This window comes from Rhodoglobus sp. (assembly GCF_053580035.1).
Map to the genome: position 1 here is coordinate 1,606,318 of NZ_JBMDVL010000001.1, position 17,987 is coordinate 1,624,304.

The 17,987-nt window shown below is 61.1% G+C and carries 18 protein-coding genes and 1 tRNA gene; 12 read left to right on the top strand and 7 right to left on the bottom strand.

Annotated features, from left to right (window positions below):
- The first annotated feature begins 202 nt into the window (after positions 1–202).
- Positions 203–286, top strand: a tRNA-Leu gene (locus tag ACOH1Z_RS07880).
- Positions 287–512: 226 nt separating this feature from the next.
- Positions 513–1,343: a hypothetical protein gene (locus ACOH1Z_RS07885; protein ID WP_449647889.1), complete on the top strand. Its 831-nt coding sequence runs from the start codon at positions 513–515 to the stop codon at positions 1,341–1,343.
- A 72-nt stretch (positions 1,344–1,415) separates the two neighbouring features.
- Here ACOH1Z_RS07885 and pdxY read toward each other — a convergent pair whose 3' ends face one another.
- Together pdxY and ACOH1Z_RS07895 are read right to left on the bottom strand one after the other, a co-directional pair.
- Positions 1,416–2,267 carry a pyridoxal kinase PdxY gene (pdxY, locus tag ACOH1Z_RS07890; protein WP_449647890.1) on the bottom strand — a complete coding sequence of 284 codons (852 nt, stop codon included), beginning with the start codon at positions 2,265–2,267 and terminating at the stop codon, positions 1,416–1,418.
- A 59-nt stretch (positions 2,268–2,326) separates the two neighbouring features.
- On the bottom strand, positions 2,327–2,761 hold the full coding sequence (locus ACOH1Z_RS07895) for a DUF2834 domain-containing protein (protein WP_449647891.1): 435 nt from the start codon (positions 2,759–2,761) through the stop codon (positions 2,327–2,329).
- Positions 2,762–2,857: 96 nt separating this feature from the next.
- On the opposite strand from ACOH1Z_RS07895, the gene ACOH1Z_RS07900 reads away from it, so the two are divergent.
- The 6 genes from ACOH1Z_RS07900 to ACOH1Z_RS07925 all read left to right on the top strand — a co-directional run bounded on the left by ACOH1Z_RS07900 (position 2,858) and on the right by ACOH1Z_RS07925 (position 7,906).
- Positions 2,858–3,355 carry a DoxX family protein gene (locus ACOH1Z_RS07900; protein ID WP_449647892.1) on the top strand — a complete coding sequence of 166 codons (498 nt, stop codon included), beginning with the start codon at positions 2,858–2,860 and terminating at the stop codon, positions 3,353–3,355.
- A 77-nt stretch (positions 3,356–3,432) separates the two neighbouring features.
- Complete coding sequence (locus ACOH1Z_RS07905) at positions 3,433–3,756, top strand: helix-turn-helix domain-containing protein (protein ID WP_449647893.1); 324 nt, start codon at positions 3,433–3,435, stop codon at positions 3,754–3,756.
- On the top strand, positions 3,756–5,126 hold the full coding sequence (locus tag ACOH1Z_RS07910; protein WP_449647894.1) for a type II toxin-antitoxin system HipA family toxin: 1,371 nt from the start codon (positions 3,756–3,758) through the stop codon (positions 5,124–5,126). Before ACOH1Z_RS07905 ends, ACOH1Z_RS07910 begins: the two co-directional genes overlap by 1 nt.
- A 29-nt stretch (positions 5,127–5,155) precedes the next feature.
- On the top strand, positions 5,156–6,214 hold the full coding sequence (locus ACOH1Z_RS07915) for a type III polyketide synthase (RefSeq protein WP_449647895.1): 1,059 nt from the start codon (positions 5,156–5,158) through the stop codon (positions 6,212–6,214).
- A gap of 67 nt (positions 6,215–6,281) precedes the next feature.
- Positions 6,282–6,812, top strand: a complete 531-nt coding sequence (locus tag ACOH1Z_RS07920) for an isoprenylcysteine carboxyl methyltransferase family protein (RefSeq protein WP_449647896.1) — start codon at positions 6,282–6,284, stop codon at positions 6,810–6,812.
- The gene (locus tag ACOH1Z_RS07925; RefSeq protein ID WP_449647897.1) at positions 6,809–7,906 is read left to right on the top strand and encodes an NAD(P)/FAD-dependent oxidoreductase; all 1,098 of its coding nucleotides are present in this window, start codon (positions 6,809–6,811) and stop codon (positions 7,904–7,906) included. The genes ACOH1Z_RS07920 and ACOH1Z_RS07925 overlap by 4 nt, the downstream gene beginning before the upstream one ends.
- Here ACOH1Z_RS07925 and ACOH1Z_RS07930 read toward each other — a convergent pair.
- Genes ACOH1Z_RS07930 through ACOH1Z_RS07940 form a run of 3 tightly spaced genes read right to left on the bottom strand, consistent with a single transcriptional unit; the run spans position 7,903 to position 10,720 of the window.
- Positions 7,903–8,565, bottom strand: a complete 663-nt coding sequence (locus ACOH1Z_RS07930; RefSeq protein ID WP_449647898.1) for an HAD hydrolase-like protein — start codon at positions 8,563–8,565, stop codon at positions 7,903–7,905. The two genes, ACOH1Z_RS07925 and ACOH1Z_RS07930, sit on opposite strands and share 4 nt — an antisense overlap.
- Positions 8,566–8,596: 31 nt before the next feature.
- Complete coding sequence (nucS, locus tag ACOH1Z_RS07935; protein ID WP_449647899.1) at positions 8,597–9,292, bottom strand: endonuclease NucS; 696 nt, start codon at positions 9,290–9,292, stop codon at positions 8,597–8,599.
- A gap of 9 nt (positions 9,293–9,301) precedes the next feature.
- Positions 9,302–10,720: an MFS transporter gene (locus ACOH1Z_RS07940; protein WP_449647900.1), complete on the bottom strand. Its 1,419-nt coding sequence runs from the start codon at positions 10,718–10,720 to the stop codon at positions 9,302–9,304.
- Positions 10,721–10,795: 75 nt separating this feature from the next.
- Here ACOH1Z_RS07940 and ACOH1Z_RS07945 point away from each other — a divergent pair, with 75 nt between their 5' ends.
- Together ACOH1Z_RS07945 and ACOH1Z_RS07950 are read left to right on the top strand one after the other, a co-directional pair.
- Entirely contained in the window at positions 10,796–12,763 is a 1,968-nt protein-coding gene (locus ACOH1Z_RS07945; protein WP_449647901.1) for a M13 family metallopeptidase, read from the top strand.
- The gene (locus tag ACOH1Z_RS07950) at positions 12,757–13,671 is read left to right on the top strand and encodes a serine hydrolase (RefSeq protein WP_449648213.1); all 915 of its coding nucleotides are present in this window, start codon (positions 12,757–12,759) and stop codon (positions 13,669–13,671) included. Before ACOH1Z_RS07945 ends, ACOH1Z_RS07950 begins: the two co-directional genes overlap by 7 nt.
- Here ACOH1Z_RS07950 and ACOH1Z_RS07955 read toward each other — a convergent pair.
- Positions 13,668–14,339, bottom strand: coding sequence for a GNAT family N-acetyltransferase (locus ACOH1Z_RS07955; RefSeq protein ID WP_449647902.1), 672 nt, complete (start codon positions 14,337–14,339; stop codon positions 13,668–13,670). The two genes, ACOH1Z_RS07950 and ACOH1Z_RS07955, sit on opposite strands and share 4 nt — an antisense overlap.
- Before the next feature lie 36 nt (positions 14,340–14,375).
- Positions 14,376–15,608: a glutamyl-tRNA reductase gene (locus ACOH1Z_RS07960; protein WP_449647903.1), complete on the bottom strand. Its 1,233-nt coding sequence runs from the start codon at positions 15,606–15,608 to the stop codon at positions 14,376–14,378.
- Between the two features lie 23 nt (positions 15,609–15,631).
- On the opposite strand from ACOH1Z_RS07960, the gene hemE reads away from it, so the two are divergent.
- Both hemE and ACOH1Z_RS07970 read left to right on the top strand, forming a co-directional pair.
- Positions 15,632–16,684 carry a uroporphyrinogen decarboxylase gene (gene hemE, locus ACOH1Z_RS07965; RefSeq protein ID WP_449647904.1) on the top strand — a complete coding sequence of 351 codons (1,053 nt, stop codon included), beginning with the start codon at positions 15,632–15,634 and terminating at the stop codon, positions 16,682–16,684.
- A gap of 4 nt (positions 16,685–16,688) precedes the next feature.
- A complete protein-coding gene (locus ACOH1Z_RS07970; protein ID WP_449647905.1) occupies positions 16,689–17,966 on the top strand; it encodes a protoporphyrinogen/coproporphyrinogen oxidase in 1,278 nt (425 codons plus the stop codon).
- Positions 17,967–17,987: the final 21 nt, after the last annotated feature.

The window sequence follows — 17,987 nt, forward strand, 5'->3', positions numbered from 1 at the left end:
ACCCCCAGGGGTGTGGTCTGTGCACTGCCAATTTCGGCAGTTTTGGATCATGTCTGGTTGAACCCGGCGTTCGGACACACGGGCAGCTATTGACCCTATATGACGAAACTGTGAATCGTTAGTGAATTGGTGTGTTCGTCCGAGTCGTTGAGGGGGCAGGCCCTGTGATAATCTCACTCAGTTGAGTGTTAACTCAATCCACGCGTGAGTGGCGGAATTGGTAGACGCGCACGGTTCAGGTCCGTGTGTTCGAAAGGACGTGGGGGTTCAAGTCCCCCCTCGCGCACAGTGCAATCGCACACAAGAAGTACAAGAAAAGGCCCACCGGTTGGTGGGCCTTTTCTTATTGGCCTTAGTTCGTCAAAATGACACTGACAGTCAACCCGCCAGCTGGTACCGCTGAACTGAGCGATTCAAACGTGGTGACGAGCGAATGCTCTGGACGGCTTGGCCGATATAGTTCACGCGTGACGAAATCTAAGTCGACTGGGACTAAAATCATAGAGTTCTCTGTGGTGCTTACGCTGCTCGGCAGCATAATGGTGCTGCTCCGCCTTGCTGCGGTTTCTCGCGGCGATCTCGATTTGGCTTTCGCGCTCGTTCACGTTTCGAACTTTGGGGAAATCCTTCTCTCGACTGGCCTACTGATGGCCCCGGCGCTGGCGCTCTTTGGGATGCTGGCAGTGGAAGTTCACACGATCAAAGTGATCTCCGCTTCACTGCAAAGTCCCAACCGACGGAATCTGTATCGGGGTCTTCTGTGGTTCGTGGGTTTCAGTTTTGCGTTGTTCATCGCAGCGATATTTCAGTCACCATTCGGGACTGTAGTGCTTCTGATCGCAATGCTGACGGTCGGGCTGTTGTCGTTCGCGGTAATAGGTTTCGGTCCGCGACTATCGGGCTGGGGCCGGAAAGTCTTGAAGGATGCGAGGAACGGACGCTTGAAGACCCTCGGTCTGAGCGGCCTTATCCTCATCGCCGTCGTTGGCGCATCGTGGATTCTCTTAGGAAGTCATTCAATTTTACGGCTACTTATCCCGTCGGACCAGGCTTGGGCACATTCCGAAGTGGTCTCGTTTTCTGACCGCGATCCCTATGTAGCCCGTGTGCTGAGTAGCGATAGTGAGTGGACGTATCTTGTAATCGACGACCCGCGTGCCCTCGAAATCGTCCCGTCCTCCGTAATTACCGCGCGTTCAGTCTGCAGCTTGGATGCCTCGGTCGACGCGATATCAGATCGACTATGGTCCGCGAATAGCTTCGGTAGCGTAGCGCTGAGCGTTTCATTCTGTATTGACGAACTGGAACTCCGAAAGGGTTTGTTCGCCGAAGGCCACGACTAACGAGAGCGTAAAGCGACTCGGCTCGTGTGGATTTCACGGACACTGTGCCCCTATTGCTATTTGGATCCGTAGCTAGCGAACTTGGCGAGTCGAGAACTGCATCTGGGGGTTCGCGTAGAACTCCTGCGACTCGACGAGTTGCAGTTCGCGTTCGCCAGACTCGAGCGTCTTGGTGAGTAGGTCGAAGACGCTGGATGCCGTGCGAGCCAGTGCATCCGCCGCATCGCCGGTGCGCGTGAAGTGCGCGGTGAAGAGGGCGGCGGTCACATCTCCGGAACCGTTGGCCTTCATCGGCAGTCGTGGGGTTTGCACGATCCAGGCTCCGGCATCCGTCACGACCATCATTTCGATAGTGTCGGCTTCAGCGTCGGGCCGCTCCACGCTCGTGACCAAAATCGTGCTCGGGCCTAGGGCGCGGGCGAGATCTGCAGACGCGAGAGTCGACTCGATGGTGTCTGGCTCCGTATTAGTAAGGAAGCCAAGCTCGAATTGATTCGGGGTGATGATGTCGGCCACAGGAACCACGCGCTCGCGCAGCAGGATCGGGATGGCGGGGGCGACGAAGCATCCGGATTTCGCATTGCCCATCACGGGATCGCACGCGTAAATCGCGTTCGGGTTGGCTGCCTTGACTTGCGCAACGGTGTCGATGATGACATCGCCGATGCCCTCACCGCCCTGGTAGCCGGAGAGGATGACGTCGATCTGGGGGAAGACTCCGCGATCTTCGATGCCCGCGATGACCTCAGACACATCGCTCGGGTCGATCATCGGTCCGCGCCACGCGCCGTAGCCGGTGTGGTTAGAGAAGTTGACCGTATAAACCGGCAACACCTCGACGCCGATGCGCTGCAGCGGGAACACCGCGGCAGAGTTGCCGACATGGCCGAACGCGACTGCGGACTGAATCGAGAGGATCTTCATCCCTCGATTCTTCCACCTTCTTGTAGGTCGCTTGGGCAAGTGTGCTGCCGCTTAGGTCGTCAGCGGCGCCCGAGCTCCACTAGCTTGCGCTCGCGCATTGCGAGGAACAGGGGGAAGGTGAACGCGAAGGCCGTGATGCCTGAGAGCACGATGTAGAGCCAGGCCCGCTTCATCCCGAGCCTGCGGGCTTCGATGATGATGAGGATGCTGCCCGCGACGGCAACAACAAGAAGGTCGACGCCGAGCGAGTTCACGGCGGGGCCGCTACCGAACCAATCGCCGAGGTAATCGCGCATTTGCACGATCGCTAAGGCGTTGAAGATCCAGGTGCCGATCAAGCCGACGATGGAGAGCACTGCGAAGGTGATCGCCGTAGCGTTCCAGTGGCGGAGAAGTGTCGGGCGCTCGCGGGCTGTTGACGGCGACGTCACGCCAAGATCAGGCGAAGGCGCGGCATGTGCGGAGGCGGAGGATGACGCAGAGTCTTCAGTCATGCGACCAGTGTGGCCCCGAGCATCCGCGCTGCACTCGCGGCGTGCCGATCAGGCCGCACTCGGCAGATGCGCAGCACACACCACCAGAATGAGGAGATGGAGCAGACACCAGAGCGCACTGACCCCGCGACATCCACGAATGCGATTGAAGAGCCATCCCGCGCGAGCCGCATCGGCCGCAGGGTCGGCCGCATCGCGCTCGGTGCATCTCTCGTCTTCGCCGGCATCAGTCACCTCACTTTTGCGCGCCAAGACTTTCAGGCGCAAGTGCCGGACTGGCAGCCGTTCGACCAAGACTTCGTGGTCGTCGCCTCCGGCGTCGTCGAGATCGCCCTCGGTAGCGCGCTCATCTTCGCCAAGAAGTACCGGCCGCACGTGGGCTGGGTTGCGGCTGCATTCTTCATCGCGATTTATCCCGGCAACATCTCCCAGCTGGTGAACCAGGTCGACTCGCTCGGCCTTGACACTGATCTCAAACGGTGGATCCGGATGCCGTTCCAGCCCGTGCTTGTTCTCTGGGCCCTCTGGTCGACAGGAGCGTGGCGTGCCTGGCGTGCCCACCGCCGCACCGGGGATGCGTTCGGGCGCCCGTAAATAAAACCATAGTGCCGGAAAATATAGTCACAAAATGATATAGTGACTGAATATTACGGCACTAATTGGGAGATGATATGGCGTCACAGAGCGCGACTCTTGTGAGGGAGATGGAACGTCTCGGCCGCAATATTAGGTCGTGGCGCAAAATTTCGGGTCTCACGGCGCACATCACGGCGGAACGTGCTGGTGTATCCCGCGACACGCTCCGCGCGATCGAAACGGGCCGCTCTACATCATCCGAGAATTTGCTCGCAGTCATGCGGGCTGTCGGTATCCTTGCTGCAGTTGTTGATGCCTCTGACCCGATTGCCAGCGACTTCGGTTCCCGCAACCTTGCGCGCGCAAGCGTAGAACGCGTGCGGATTCCCCGCTCATCCAAGCGAACCGAGGAGGAGTAATGACTGACCAGCTCACCGCAGCTGAGGTTCACGTTGTTCTCCCCGACGGCGACGAAGTTCTCGCGGGCACTGTCGCCAGCGAATCAGCAATGGGCTCTGCTGCTACCTCGCTCGTTTTTCGGTACGCCGACGGCTACCTTACCGATCCGCGTGGGTACGAGCTCTCCCCAGACATGCCGCGCACGGGGGGACCTATTCGAACGTGGTCTGGCCGTGAAACTCTCGGTGCACTTGGTGACTCCATGCCAGACGATTGGGGCAAACGAATCATCCGTGCGGGAACGTCGGCCCGCACGACCTTCGACTTTCTCACGCACGTTAACGACGCTACCCGGCAGGGGGCACTCCGATTGCGGGATGCGCGCGGTGCGTACCTGGGAGCTCGCAATCATCCTGTTGCCGAAGTGCACGACCTAGAAAGGATTGTTGCTGCCGCCCGTGCCTTTGAAGAAGGCGAAGAAACGGATGCCGAACTTCAGATCCTTGTCGAAGCCGGCACCAGCGCCGGAGGCGCGCGCCCCAAAGCAACTGTCAGGAATGGCGGCGAATTGTGGATGGCGAAGTTCGCTCGCGAAACCGAGTTTTACGATCCGATGGCGTGGGAAGCTACGGCACTCGCTCTTGCCAAAGCTGCCGGTATCGACACCCCAGAGTTCGATCTTGTGCGGCTCTCGGAGTCGCAGTCGATACTGCTCAGTCGCCGGTTTGATCGCGACAACGGTCAACGAATTGGCTACATCAGTGCACATTCGTTGACAACTAAAGGTGACAATCAGACGCTGTCCTACAGTGACATTTCTGACACGCTTGCTCAATACAGTCCCGCGCCACGGGACGACCAAGCGGAGCTATTCCGTCGGATTGCGCTCAGTCTGCTCATCGGCAACGTGGACGATCATTTTCGCAATCACGGGTTTCTCCGCGACTACGCGGGCTGGAAGTTGTCGCCAGTATTCGACCTCGAACCGAACCGCCGCCCCGAGCAGGTCGAAGCAACGCCCATCGTTGAGGGCGGCGAACGGTATGGCCGAGATATCCGCGAATTGCGTGACGCCCACGATGCATTTCGGCTCAGTCGCGACGAGGCATCAGCGATTGTGCGGGACGTTGCGGAGCGCACTAGCGACTGGATACAGATAGCCCTGGGCTACGGAATCTCACTCGACGCTGCAGAGGCCTCGCGACGTGCGATAGACGGGCCCAACCGTGACCGGGCTTTAGAAATGACCGCGAACCCGCCTGCCCCAACAAAGTCTTCGAAAGCTAAGGTTTCTGCACAAAAGCGGCGGGGAGAGCTTGGCATCCCCGGCAATTCAGGGCAGTGGACTCGAACGAAAAGTGACACCGACGCCAATGATCTCGACGCGTGATAGCTTCACTTCATGAGCGGAGTCGCAGCATGAGCAGAGTTGCGGCGGTCGCCCCGGTCGTGCCCGAATACAGTTACACGCAGGCCGAAATCACTGCCGAGCTTGGGCCGCTCCTGTCGGCTACTCCCTCGCATCAGTCCGTCATTGAGCGGATGCACGGGGCCAGCGGAATCCAGCGTCGGCACACAGCACTCCCGCTCGAGCGCTACCGCGACCTCGGAAGCTTTCGTGAAAGCAACAACGAGTTCATTCGCGTCGCCACCGACCTTCTTGACCGAGCACTCACGACAGCGCTCGCGGATGCCGGGCTCACCCCGCGCGATGTGGACTTCGTTTTCTTCACCTCCGTCACGGGAGTTTCGGCACCCTCGGTCGACGCGCTGCTGGTTCCACGCCTGGGGCTACGGCCCGACGTGAAACGGGTTCCCTCGTTTGGGTTGGGCTGTGTGGCGGGAGCCGCGGGCTTGGCCCGCGTGCATGACTATTTGGTCGGGCATCCGGATGAGGTCGGCGTTTTGTTGAGCGTCGAACTGTGCTCGCTCACCCTGCAGCGCGACGACCAAACCATGGGCAACTTTGTGGCCACCGGACTCTTCGGCGATGGAGCAGCAGCCGTCGTCATGGTGGGGGAGAACCGCAGCGAGCCCGGCCCGCGCATCGTCGATACTCGCAGCACGTTCATCGCTGACAGCCACGACGTGATCGGGTGGAATGTTGGCGGAACCGGCTTCGAGATCGTGCTCACCGCCGGAGTCGCCGACGTCATTCAGAACAGCTTCCCCGCCGAGGTCAGCGATTTTCTAGGCCGCAACGGTCTGACGATTGCAGATATCGATACCTGGCTTGCGCATCCGGGCGGCCCTCGCGTTCTTGAAGCGTTCGAGAGTTCGCTCGGGCTTAAGCGCAGCGACCTGCAAAGCAGTTGGGATTGTCTTTCACGCGTCGGCAACCTGTCATCGGCTGCCGTGCTGCATGTGCTGGCGGATGCTCTGCACGCCGACCCAGCGCCAGCCCCCGGTAGTCACGCTCTCGCTTTCGCTCTCGGCCCAGGCGTGAGCGCCGAATTCGTTCTCCTGGAGTGGTCGTGATGCGCGCCGCCGCCGCACACCGGGGTTGGCGCAACGGGGGAGCGGTCGATATGAAGGAGCCGCGCGCATGACCGTCCTCGCCTACATCGCCCTAGTTATCGGCACGGGCATGGAACGCCTCTATGAGCTGCGCATCTCGAAGCGCAATGCCGCCGCGGCATTCGAGCGTGGTGGTCGCGAGTACGGCCAGAAGCATTTTCCGTGGATGGTCGCCCTGCACACCGGGCTACTGATTGCGTGCGTCGTCGAAGTGATCGTGGCCGATCGCCCGTTCCTGTTGTGGCTCGGAATCCCGATGCTCGTCATCACGCTCCTAAGCCAGGCCGCGCGCTACTGGATCATCAGCTCGCTCGGCGCTCAGTGGAACACCCGCGTGATCGTTGTTCCCGGAGCTGGCCGGGTGCAGAACCGTGGCCCTTACCGCCTGACGTGGCTGCCGCATCCGAACTACCTCGTCGTGGCGATCGAGGGCATCGCGTTGCCGCTCGTGCACACCGCCTGGGTCACCGCGATTGTCTTCACCGTGCTGAATGCGGTGCTGCTGCTGGCGTTCCGCATCCCGACCGAAAATCGGGCGCTGCGCGAACTGACGCCATGACCGGGCTCAGCAAGAGTGGCATCGTTGACGTGATCGTCGTTGGTGGCGGGCCTGTTGGTCTTGCCGCTGCCATCAACGCGCGGATGCACGGCCTCACCGCCCTCGTCATCGAACCCCGCACCGGAACCATCGACAAAGCGTGCGGCGAAGGAGTCATGCCCGGTGCGGTCATCGAACTCGACGCCCTCGGGGTGCACCCGCACGGGCGCAGAATCGCGGGCATCAGTTACCACGACGGCACCCACACCGCCGAACACCGCTTCACCTCAGATGCTGCGCTCGGCGTTCGGCGCACCGAACTGCACCGGGCACTCGTCGAACGCGCAGTCGAGCTCGGTGTGGAGTTTGTGCACGGCAAGGTTGAGGCTATCGAGCAGTCTGGCGACGGTCAGCAGGCTGGTGCCAAAGTGAACGCGGTATCCGCGTACCTCGCTGACGGCCGCACCATCGAGGGGCGGTGGATGCTCGGCTGTGATGGCCTGCACTCCACGGTGCGCGAGCTGGTTGGCCTGGCCGCGCGCCATCGCCGCGTGAGGCGACGTGATTCTCGGCGGTTCGGCATCCGGCAGCACTTTGAGGTTGCTCCGTGGACTGATCTCGTTGAGGTTCACTGGGCGCCGAAGGCCGAGGTTTATGTCACGCCGGTTGGTGACAACGAGGTGGGTGTTGCGGTGCTGGGCGCGCGCGGAACGTCATTCGAGGACGCGTTGGCGAGTGTGCCGGCGCTCGCCGAACGACTGCGCGGGGCGCCCCCCGCATCGTCAGTGCGGGGTGCTGGCCCGCTCTTGCAAAACACCACCGGGCAGCGTGCGGGCCGAGTGTTGCTCGTTGGCGACGCCGCTGGCTATGTCGATGCGATCACGGGGGAGGGCATCCGGTTGGGCTTGGCCGAGGCACGCGCAGCTATTGAGTGCATCGTTGCCGGTGAACCCGAACGGTACGAACTCGAGTGGCGCCGAGTGACCCGCGACTTCCGGATGCTCACGACCGGGCTTGTTGCCGCAGCCAAGTCACCATTGCGCCGAGCCATCGTGCCGCTCGCCGCGCGATTGCCGCGGCTTTACGGTCGTGTTGTGGAGCGCCTCGCTCGCTAGCTAGGCAGCAACAGCGGAAGCAGCTCTTCTGCCTTCGAGACGACAGCGAGCGACCCTTCGGATTCGCCGGCGTTGCCGTAACCCCACTCGACATAGATGGTGGGGATGCCATGCTCGTGGGCACCCTCGATGTCGTAGTCGCGATCACCGATCATGACCGGGTTGCTTACATCAGCGCCGATCATCTTTAGACGGGTGAGGGCTTCGGCGATGACATCCTTCTTCGCGCTTCGAATCTCATCGATCGATGCGCCCGACATCACCCGGAAGTACTGCGTGAGGTTTGCGTGGTCCAAAATGACGGATGCGGGAAACTCGGGCTTCGAGGTGGCCAGGGACAGCGGGATCCCGCTCTTGTGCAGCTTCTTCAGAACCTTGGCCATGCCGGGAAAGATGTCACTGCCGTGGGCGTTGTTGCCCTCCATGTAATGGCGGCGGTACACGGCCAGCGCCTGAGCCGATTCGGTGGGGGTGAAGTCGGCGCGGTCGCGGAACGAATCGAGAATCGGCGGGCCAACATACGCCCGAAGCTCTTCTTGCGAAGGAACGGGGTAGCCCATCTCCTCAAACATGAATGCGAGGGAGGTCGTGATTCCGGGCGCCGAGTCGGCGATCGTGCCATCGAGGTCGACGAGGATGCAGGTCCAGTTATTAGCCATTTGTATCAAGCCTAAGCGGCAAGCCTGAATACTAGAACAATCGCATGTTGGGGTCGTCGAGTCCGCGCATCTCGTCATAGTCCAACAGCACACAGCGGATGCCGCGATCTTTAGCCAGAGTGCGCGCCTGTGGTTTGATTTCCTGGGCCGCAAACACGCCAGCAACCGGAGCCAGTAGCGGGTCGCGGTTCATCAGCTCGAGGTAGCGCGTCAACTGCTCGACGCCATCAATGTCGCCGCGGCGCTTAAGCTCCACGGCAACGCTCGCGCCGTTCTCATCGGTCGCGAGAATGTCGACCGGCCCAATGGCGGTCATGTATTCGCGGCGCACAAGACGGTAGCCGTCACCCAAAATGTCGATGTGCTCAGCCAACAGCTTCTGCAGGTGAGCCTCGACACCATCCTTTTGCAGTCCGGGGTCGACGCCCAGTTCGTGGCTGGAGTCGTGCAGGATTTCGTGAATCGAAACGATGAGCATGTCGGCCGACTTGGTGTGGGCGACTTTCCAGATTTCGGTGACTCCGGCATCCGACTGCTCAGTTTCGGGCTCGATTGTGGAGAGCACGCAGGGTGGGCTCATCCAGTTGAGAGGCTTGTAGGAGAGCGCATCGGAGTGCACGAGCACTGAGCCATCCGACTTCAACAACAACAGCCGGGTGGCGAGGGGAAGGTGGGCACTGAGACGTCCCGCGTAATCAACGGAGCATTTGGCTATGACAAGTCGCACCTGTCGAGCCTAACGGTGTGCGGCAGGCGGCGGTGCGTCGTTATCGCGGTCGCCACGGCGTTCATCGCTTTGTGCTTCAGCGATGTCAGTGGCCGAAACGATCTGCAACTCTGTCGTGGCAAGACTGACTGCTGCGGATGTCGTACCCGGCGACGCAAAGTCGATGACAGAACGAGCGTGGCGGCCTGCTAATTCGCGGGCGGCGGGGGAGAGGATGCCCGAAAGTGCGCTGAGTACGACAATCACGAGCAGGGCATTGAGGATGCCGACCTGGTCGCTGATGAAGCCGATCATTGGTGGCCCTACGAGCGCGGCCGAATAGGCGATCGTGGCAACGGCGGTGACGCGGGCGGTTGCGCGTTTGGGATCGTCGGCGGCGGCGGAAATTCCGACGGGGAAGCCGAGGGCCGCGCCAGCACCCCAGAACACGGTTCCGATGACGGCCAGCCAGACTACGGGCGAGAAAATGACGAGCAACAGGCCGAAAGCAGCGAACCCGGCGGATGCTCGCAGCACCGGCACGCGCCCGAAGCGGTCGAGGGCACGAACCCCCAAGAAGCGCGTTGCTGTCATTGCGGTCACAAAGACACCGAAGATGAGGGTGCCAAACGCATTGTCGAGTTCGTAGCCGTCGACCATGGCGAGGGCGAGCCAGTCGATTGCTGTTCCCTCCGCAAAGGCCATTCCCAAGACGATGATGCCGATGATGACGGTGCGGGGTTCGAGCCACACACTGCGCAATTTGGGGGCGGCCAGCTCTCCTGACGCGATCTTGATCTCTTGAGTATTGGGTGGGGCATCCGCCAACGATTCGGGCAGGATGAAGCGCAGGGCGGTGAGCGCGGCAGTGATAGCAATTATGGCGACAACAGAGAGGTGCAGCGCGAGCGGGATATGGAGCGCTTCGGCCCCTGCCCCGATTCCGGCGCCTGCCATCGTGCCCAGACTGTAGAAGCCGTGAAGGGTCGGCATGGTTGAGCGGCCAAGCAGTCGTTCGTTTGCGGCACCCGAGAGGTTGATGGCGACGTCGTAGGCGCTGAAGGAGGTGCCCATGATGGCGAGAGTGATTACTGCACCCAAGAAGCTTCCGAGAACGCCGATCATTATGGCGGTGGCCGCGAGGGCAGTGACGAAGACGAGTATGCACACCCGCACAACGGCGACAGCCCCAAAGCGTTCGACAAGTCGCCCGGCAACCAGCAACCCCACAATGGATCCGATGGCGAGCCCGAAAAGCAGAACACCAATCTCCGAATGGCTGGCATCGAAAAGGTCGCGAACGGTGGGAATGCGCCCCACCCAGCTAGCAAACGAGAACCCGGCAAGCGTGAACAGAGTCGCGATCGCGTTGCGCCACGAGAGCACTTGACGGTGCGTCAGGCCGTGGGGGTGCTGGGGTGTTGCCGCGGCTGCGTCAGGGGCGGTCATCACTTAATAGTAGGGCTCTCCACTGGTCTCAGATTCGCAGCGAATCCATGAGAAGAAAGCCTTAGGCTGGGGTGCATGAGTGCCGAATCGTCGTTACCTTCCGGAATTGCCGTCAACGATCTCGATGACAAGGTGCGTCCTCAAGACGACCTCTATCGGCACGTGAACGGTGCGTGGATTGACCGCACCGAAATTCCCTCAGACAAGGCGCGCTATGGCTCCTTTATGGTGCTTGCTGAAGAAGCAGAAGAGGCCGTTCGCGACATCATTATCGAGTCGCAGTCGGCTGAACCCGGCACTGAAGCGCGCAAGGTTGGCGACCTCTACGCGAGTTTTCTTGATGAGGCCCGCGCCGACGAATTGGGAGCAACCCCCATTGCCCCGCAGCTTGCTGAAGCGGCAGCCGTTGACTCCATCCCCACTCTCCTCAGCACGCTAGGTCGCCTAGAACGTGGCGGCACGAGCGGATTCTTCCAGCTCTTCGTCGACAACGATCCTGGCAACCCCGAGCGTTACCTCGTCTTCATCGAACAGGGCGGTCTTGGCCTGCCAGACGAGTCGTACTATCGCGAAGAGAAGTTTGCCGAAATTCTCACCAAGTACGAGACCTTCATTGAGCGGATGCTCACGCTCGCCGGCCTCGACGCGCCTGCCGAGCGTGCCGCCCGTATCGTCGCCCTCGAAACCGAGATCGCGTCGAAGCACTGGGATAACGTCGCCAACCGCGACAGCGAGAAAACCTACAACCCGATGACGTGGCAGGCAGCCAACGACCTCACCGGCGCCGTTGACCTCAACGTCTGGCTCGACGCCATCGATGTTCCCGAACACGCCCTCGATGAGGTTGTTGTGCGCCAGCCGAGCTTCGTCGAAGGACTCGATTCGGTACTGAACGACGACCACCTGCAGGCCTGGCGTGACTGGTTGGCTTGGCAAGTCATCCGCACCAATTCCGCTTACCTTTCTGGCGACTTTGTGGAAGCGAACTTCGACTTCTATGGCCGCACCCTTTCGGGTACGCCCCAGCTTCGTGCGCGCTGGAAGCGGGGTGTTTCCCTCGTAGAGGGCGTGCTCGGCGAGGCTGTCGGCAAGATTTATGTTGAGCGTCACTTTCCTCCCACCGCAAAGTCGGCAATGGATGTGCTCGTAGCCAACCTCGTTGAGGCCTACCGTCAGTCGATCACCGAACTTGAATGGATGAGCGTCGCCACCCGTGAGCGTGCCCTCAACAAGCTCGACAAGTTCACCCCCAAGATCGGTTTCCCCGAGAAGTGGCGCGACTACTCGACTCTCGAAATCAGTGTCGACGACCTTGCGGGAAACATGCGTGCAGCTAATGAGTTCGAGTTCCAGCGTGAACTCGGCAAGATCGGTAAGCCGCTCGACCGCGACGAATGGTTCATGACGCCGCAAACCATCAACGCCTATTACAACCCCGGCTTCAACGAGATCGTGTTCCCCGCCGCCATCCTGCAGTACCCCTTCTTTGACGAGGGCCGGGATGACGCCGCTAACTATGCCGCGATCGGTGCCGTCATCGGGCACGAAATTGGTCACGGCTTCGACGACCAGGGTGCGAAGTACGACGGCGACGGTCGCCTCATCGACTGGTGGACCCCAGAAGATAAGGCCGCCTTCGAAGAGCGCACCAAGTCGCTCATTGACCAGTACAACGCGCTTGCCCCCGCGCAAGTTCCCGAACATCACGTCAACGGTTCGCTCACTATCGGCGAAAACATTGGTGACCTTGGAGGGCTCGCGATTGCGTGGAAGGCCTACCAGATCTCTCTCGACGGAGCCGAAGCTCCCGTCATTGACGGCCTCACTGGTGCGCAACGGTTCTTCATGTCGTGGGCGCAAGCGTGGCAGCAAAAGGGCCGCGATGAGGAAGTGATTCGCCTGCTCGCGATTGATCCCCACTCGCCCAACGAATTCCGCTGCAATCAAATTGTTCGCAACATCGATGCGTTCTATGAGACATTTGGTGTTACTGAATCCGATTCGCTGTGGCTATCCCCGAAAGATCGCGTCACTATTTGGTAGAGATTGAGCAAACCCGAGAACGCCGTCAACGCATTCGCGCACCCCGCGTGCCGAAGCATGCCGGAACTCGTGAAGAACCCAACTTCACGAGTACCTTTGCCGCGCTCGGAAAACTCAAGCTCGGAGACTCCGGAGTGCGAGTGTCGGCCAGCGCCGTCGACATTAACACCGGCAAGACCGTGCTCAGCATTGACGACAGAGTTGAACTGCCCACCGCGAGTATCGGCAAAATCCTGCTGCTTATCGAAGTCTCGGCACGATTCGACCAGCGTGAATTCGCGCCATACGGCATCCTCGACAAAGTTCCCGGATCGTCGGTAGGAGCCGCCGGCCTCTGGCAACACCTCCAAGCACCCTCGCTTCCCGTCGCTGACCTTGCCGCTCTTGTTGGCGCAACCAGCGACAACCTCGCCACCAACATCCTGTTGCGCCTCATTGGCCTGGATGCCGTGCGTGCGCGCACAGAATCCCTCGGCCTCACTAAAACGGCCCTCCTCGACCTCGTACGTGACAATCGCGGACCCGACGATGCACCCCAAGTTTCCGTCGGCTCCACCCTCGAACTCAGCTGGCTCTTTGGCGCACTCGCCCGCGGCGAAATCATCAACTCCATTGCCAGCCAACGTGTGCTTGGGTGGCTCTCGCTCAACACCGACCTATCACTCGTCGCCAGCGCCTTCGGGCTCGACCCCCTCGCTCACCGGGGAGCCGATCACAGCACCCTGCTGGTCAACAAAACCGGCATCGATCGTGGAGTGCGAGCGGAAGCCGGCGCCCTCAGAGGCAACAAGCGTGCCGTCGCCTATGCGGCATCCATCCAATTCAACGACAGCAGCCTGCAAGCCCGCCTGCGTGCAATTGAAGCCATGCGCATCTTTGGTTACGACCTGCTGGAGTACGTGCACTAACGCTGGCGGCCAGCCCACTCGCGATCGAGAATTGCGTAGATTCCGGTATCGGCCCACGCTCCCTTGAACCACATGTCCTCAACATGATGAGCTTCGTGCCGCATCCCGAGCGTGAGGCACAACCGTACTGAGTCATCATTGCGGGGATCGAGGTTGGCAAACACCCGATGAAGCTTGAGTTCATCGAACGCGAGATCAAGCAGAACGAATGCCGCTTCACGGGCATAACCCTTCCCCTGAAAGTTGGGGTGCAGCGCCCACCCAATCTCAGCATTCGAATCCTCAGCGCTCTCGATCTTGAAATAGAGGGTGCCGATGATGACCGACCGCCGAGTATCGGACGCGCTCTCAGAAGAGCGAGTACCGGACGCGCTCGCAGCGGCGCCAGGCTCGGAAGTTGTCGCAGTCGCAGTAGGAGGTACGGCATCCGCCAGCTCGATCGCTAACTGCAGGTAGTCGCCGCTCTCGGCAAGATTCTCACTCGCGGTCCACTCGGTGATCTTCTCGATGACGGCCGCACGGTCGCGAGGCTCGTAAAGCATGTATGTCGTCAGCTCGGCGTTCGATTGCTGGGCGTGGATGTCATCCACATCGTTATCGCTGAGCGTGAGCGAGCGAAGGACGAGTCGCTCAGTGCGAATCGGGGTGCTGAACTCAAACGGTTTCATTGGCGACCCTCTGCTTGTGTGGGAGGAGCTAGCTGCTTAGGCGGTATTCGGTCGGGCGATGTCAGCCGCACTAGGAGAGCGCTCGACTGGCACGTTGTAGAGAGCAGTGAGCGCCGCGTCGAATTCGGCGATGCGTCCGTCGGCCGCAAACTCACGGGCGCGAACGGAAGGGCCATGCAGCAGCACGCCACCGAGGTGACGCAGTGCCGAAATGGTCTCTTCGCCGGCGCCACGCGCTTTAGCGCGAGCAATTTCGGCCTCAAGGAGAGCGAAGTGATGCTTACGGAGAGCAACGATCGCTGGCTCCGCCTGGCTTTCGGCAGCGAATTCGTGGGCGGCCGTGCGAACCAGATCACGGGCATCCGCGTGAGCATTAAGTTCTTCGAGCGGTGCATGGAGGCTAATGGTTTCGAGATCGAGCAGATCAACACCGTCGAGCTGGCCAACGGCGGGGTCAACGTTGCGGGGGAGCCCGAGGTCAAGCACGAGACACTTGCTGGCCGCCGAGAACCGATTGGTGCCGAGCACAGCGCTCACGGTGCACGTGACAATGACATCAACGTCGAAGTCTTCGCTCTGAGTGAGACCGTGCTTGAGGGCGAAAGCGGCATCGCGGCCAGACGGCGAGAAAACGCGGAGGTCGAGGGCACCCTTGTCTCGCAGAGCATTCACGGTCGTGACGGCGTAACGGCCAGTGCCAACCACGAGCACCCGCGTAGTCGACCAGTCGGCCACGCGGCTCGAGGCCAACTCAAGGGCGAGACGCACGAGAGACTTCCCCGAACCACCAATGGCAGTGTTGTTCTTAATGCCGCGGCTCGTGTGGGTGGCGCGCTGAAAGAGGCGCTCGAGGTCGCGAGTTGTTGTGCCGTCCGCTCGAGCCTGATCGAGAGCGCGGCTAACCTGCCCCGAAATCTCGGCTTCACCGATCACGACAGACTCAAGACCTGAGGTCACAGCAAAGAGGTGAGCTGCGGCATCCGCACCCTCATGAACGGCGATGGATGCTCGCAAGGTATCGACGCTCAGGCCGGTGCGTTCGCTCAGCGAGTCGAGCAGGGAGCAGACCGTGATTGCCGAACCAGCGGTGAGAGGTTCTTCGACATCGAGGTACGCCTCGAAGCGGTTGCAGGTGGCAACGACGACGGCTCCGGCAACGAAATCGTTGTGCGAAACGAGGTCGGTGGTGGCCGCCGGGGCAACCTCAGACAGACTTTCGAGTACGTCTAAGCTCGCGTTGCGATGATTCGAGCTAAGACACAGGAGCACAACCTAATGTTAACCCTGTGACCATGAATTCTGACCACCCACTTCTCGACGGCCGTACAGCTAACTCGCCTATCATCCGGGCCTATCGGGGTGATCGCCCCGAAACGACCCCCGTGTGGTTTATGCGCCAGGCCGGTCGTTCACTGCCGGAGTACCGCAAACTGCGCGAAGGCAATGAAATGCTCGAGGCGTGCCTGACACCTGATCTCGCCAGCGAGATCACCATGCAGCCGGTGCGTCGCCACAATGTCGACGCCGCCATTTTCTTCAGCGACATTGTTATCCCGGCCAAGCTTGCCGGTGTTGAGGTCGAGATCGTTCCCGGCCGTGGCCCCGTTTTCGCTAACCCGATTCGCACGGCGGCGGATGTCGCCAAGCTGAACCCCATCGACCCGGCAGCGTTTGCGCCGATCCGCGAAGCTGTCGCACAAACCGTTGCCCAGCTGGGAAACACTCCGCTCATTGGTTTCGCTGGAGCACCATTCACTCTCGCCTCGTACATGGTTGAGGGTGGCCCGAGCAAAGACCAGCAGCGTGCCCGCACTCTCATGTATTCCGACCCGCAAACGTGGGCAAATCTGCTCAACTGGTGTGCGGATGTCGCTGGCGAGTTCTTGATCGCCCAGGTTGAAGCCGGGGCATCTGCCGTTCAGCTCTTCGACTCCTGGGTTGGTTCGCTCTCAGAGCAGCAGTATGTGCGCCGGGTCGCTCCCCACTCCAAGCGTGTTTTCTCGCACTTGCGCGGCTACGAGGTTCCCAAGGTTCACTTCGGTGTCGGCAGCGGCGAAGTGCTGCAGGCCATGCACGGCATTGGTGCCGACGTCATGGGTGTCGACTGGCGCATCCCACTCGACGAGGCTGATCGTCGCCTCGGTGGTGGCGTTCCTCTTCAGGGCAACATCGACCCAGCACTGCTCGGTGCACCATGGCATGTGCTCGAAGCGCACGTGCGCGACGTCATGAACCGTGGCCGCGTTGCTCCAGCCCACGTCGTGAACCTCGGCCACGGCGTCGGCCCCGACACCGACCCGGATGTGCTCACCAGAATTGTGGAGCTCGTTCACCAGGAAGGCTAGTGCCGTGAGCACGACAGAATTTACCGTCGTCGGCGGCGGCATCGCTGGGCTTGTCACGGCGCGACGGCTCGCGATGGCTGGCCGAACCGTGCGCCTCATTGAGGCAAGCGATCATCTGGGCGGCACCGTGGCATCCCACCGCGTTGGTGGCATCAACCTGGATGCTGGCGCCGAGAGCTTCGCGACCCGCGGCAACACTGTTGCCGATCTCGCCCGCGAACTCGGGCTCGGCGACGAGATAGTTTCACCCAGCGACGAGGGCGCGTGGCTGCAGCCGGTGGCTGGCAACGCCCTGCCATTGCCGAGCACAGGCATCTTGGGAATCCCGGCGACTCCGCTCGACGCACAAACCATTGCTGTGCTCGGGCTCGGTGGCGCGCTGCGAGCTCAACTTGATTCGCTGATTCCGTGGTTTGGCAAACGCACAGCCATATCTCTTGGGGCGCTTGTGCGTCGCCGTATGGGCAACGCCGTCGTCGAAAAACTGGTCGCCCCCGTCGTGCACGGTGTCTACTCTCTACACCCCGACGACCTTCCGCTCGAGCGAGTTGCAACCCTCAAGGAACGCCTCGCCCTGCACGGTTCGCTCGCGGCAGCGGTGCGTTCGATGCGTGACGCAATGCCAGCCGGAACAGCGGTTCAGGGCATCCGTGGTGGCATCAATCGTCTCGTCACCGAACTTGCCGCCGACCTCACCACCTATGGCGTGATCGTCGAGTTCGAGCGTCGGATCGAGAATATTGATGAACTCGCCGGCCTCGATGGCATCGTCATTGTTGCTGCTCCGGGCATCCTCGCTCCCGTTCGTGGTCGCACCGTGACTCTCGCCACTCTCGTGCTCGACGCGCCAGAGTTGGATGCCGAACCGCGAGGCTCTGGAGTGCTCGTCGCCCCCGGCTGCACCAGCGTTTCGGCCCGCGCCCTCACGCACTCAACCTCAAAGTGGGAGTGGCTGAAGGAATACGCCGAGGCTCGTCACATTGTGCGGCTTTCGTACAACGAGGAACCAAACGATCTGGCCGAAACTGCGCGCCGGGATGCCGAAGTTCTTCTGGGCGTCTCGTTGCCGCCAGAGTCGGTACTTGATTTCGCTCGCCAACAGTGGATTCGGCCGACCGCGCTCGCGGCAGCTGAGCGAACGGATGGCGTGGTCGTCGTCGGCGAGACCGTCGGCGGAACCGGGTTGGCTGGCATTGTGTCGCACGCCAACGCCACGGTTGACCGACTACTGGCCGCGGATGCGGATGCCGCGATTGACGATGCAACCGAAGAGATAAGCTAGTTAGGTTCGCCTAATACACAG

Excerpts from the sequence above, each read along its gene's own strand:
- pdxY (WP_449647890.1), bottom strand. The coding sequence starts at position 2,267 with ATGAAGATCCTCTCGATTCAGTCCGCAGTCGCGTTCGGCCATGTCGGC.
- ACOH1Z_RS07895 (WP_449647891.1), bottom strand. The coding sequence starts at position 2,761 with ATGACTGAAGACTCTGCGTCATCCTCCGCCTCCGCACATGCCGCGCCT.
- ACOH1Z_RS07900 (WP_449647892.1), top strand. The coding sequence starts at position 2,858 with ATGGAGCAGACACCAGAGCGCACTGACCCCGCGACATCCACGAATGCG.
- ACOH1Z_RS07905 (WP_449647893.1), top strand. The coding sequence starts at position 3,433 with ATGGCGTCACAGAGCGCGACTCTTGTGAGGGAGATGGAACGTCTCGGC.
- ACOH1Z_RS07910 (WP_449647894.1), top strand. The coding sequence starts at position 3,756 with ATGACTGACCAGCTCACCGCAGCTGAGGTTCACGTTGTTCTCCCCGAC.
- ACOH1Z_RS07915 (WP_449647895.1), top strand. The coding sequence starts at position 5,156 with ATGAGCAGAGTTGCGGCGGTCGCCCCGGTCGTGCCCGAATACAGTTAC.
- ACOH1Z_RS07920 (WP_449647896.1), top strand. The coding sequence starts at position 6,282 with ATGACCGTCCTCGCCTACATCGCCCTAGTTATCGGCACGGGCATGGAA.
- ACOH1Z_RS07925 (WP_449647897.1), top strand. The coding sequence starts at position 6,809 with ATGACCGGGCTCAGCAAGAGTGGCATCGTTGACGTGATCGTCGTTGGT.
- ACOH1Z_RS07930 (WP_449647898.1), bottom strand. The coding sequence starts at position 8,565 with ATGGCTAATAACTGGACCTGCATCCTCGTCGACCTCGATGGCACGATC.
- ACOH1Z_RS07940 (WP_449647900.1), bottom strand. The coding sequence starts at position 10,720 with ATGACCGCCCCTGACGCAGCCGCGGCAACACCCCAGCACCCCCACGGC.
- ACOH1Z_RS07945 (WP_449647901.1), top strand. The coding sequence starts at position 10,796 with ATGAGTGCCGAATCGTCGTTACCTTCCGGAATTGCCGTCAACGATCTC.
- ACOH1Z_RS07955 (WP_449647902.1), bottom strand. The coding sequence starts at position 14,339 with ATGAAACCGTTTGAGTTCAGCACCCCGATTCGCACTGAGCGACTCGTC.
- hemE (WP_449647904.1), top strand. The coding sequence starts at position 15,632 with ATGAATTCTGACCACCCACTTCTCGACGGCCGTACAGCTAACTCGCCT.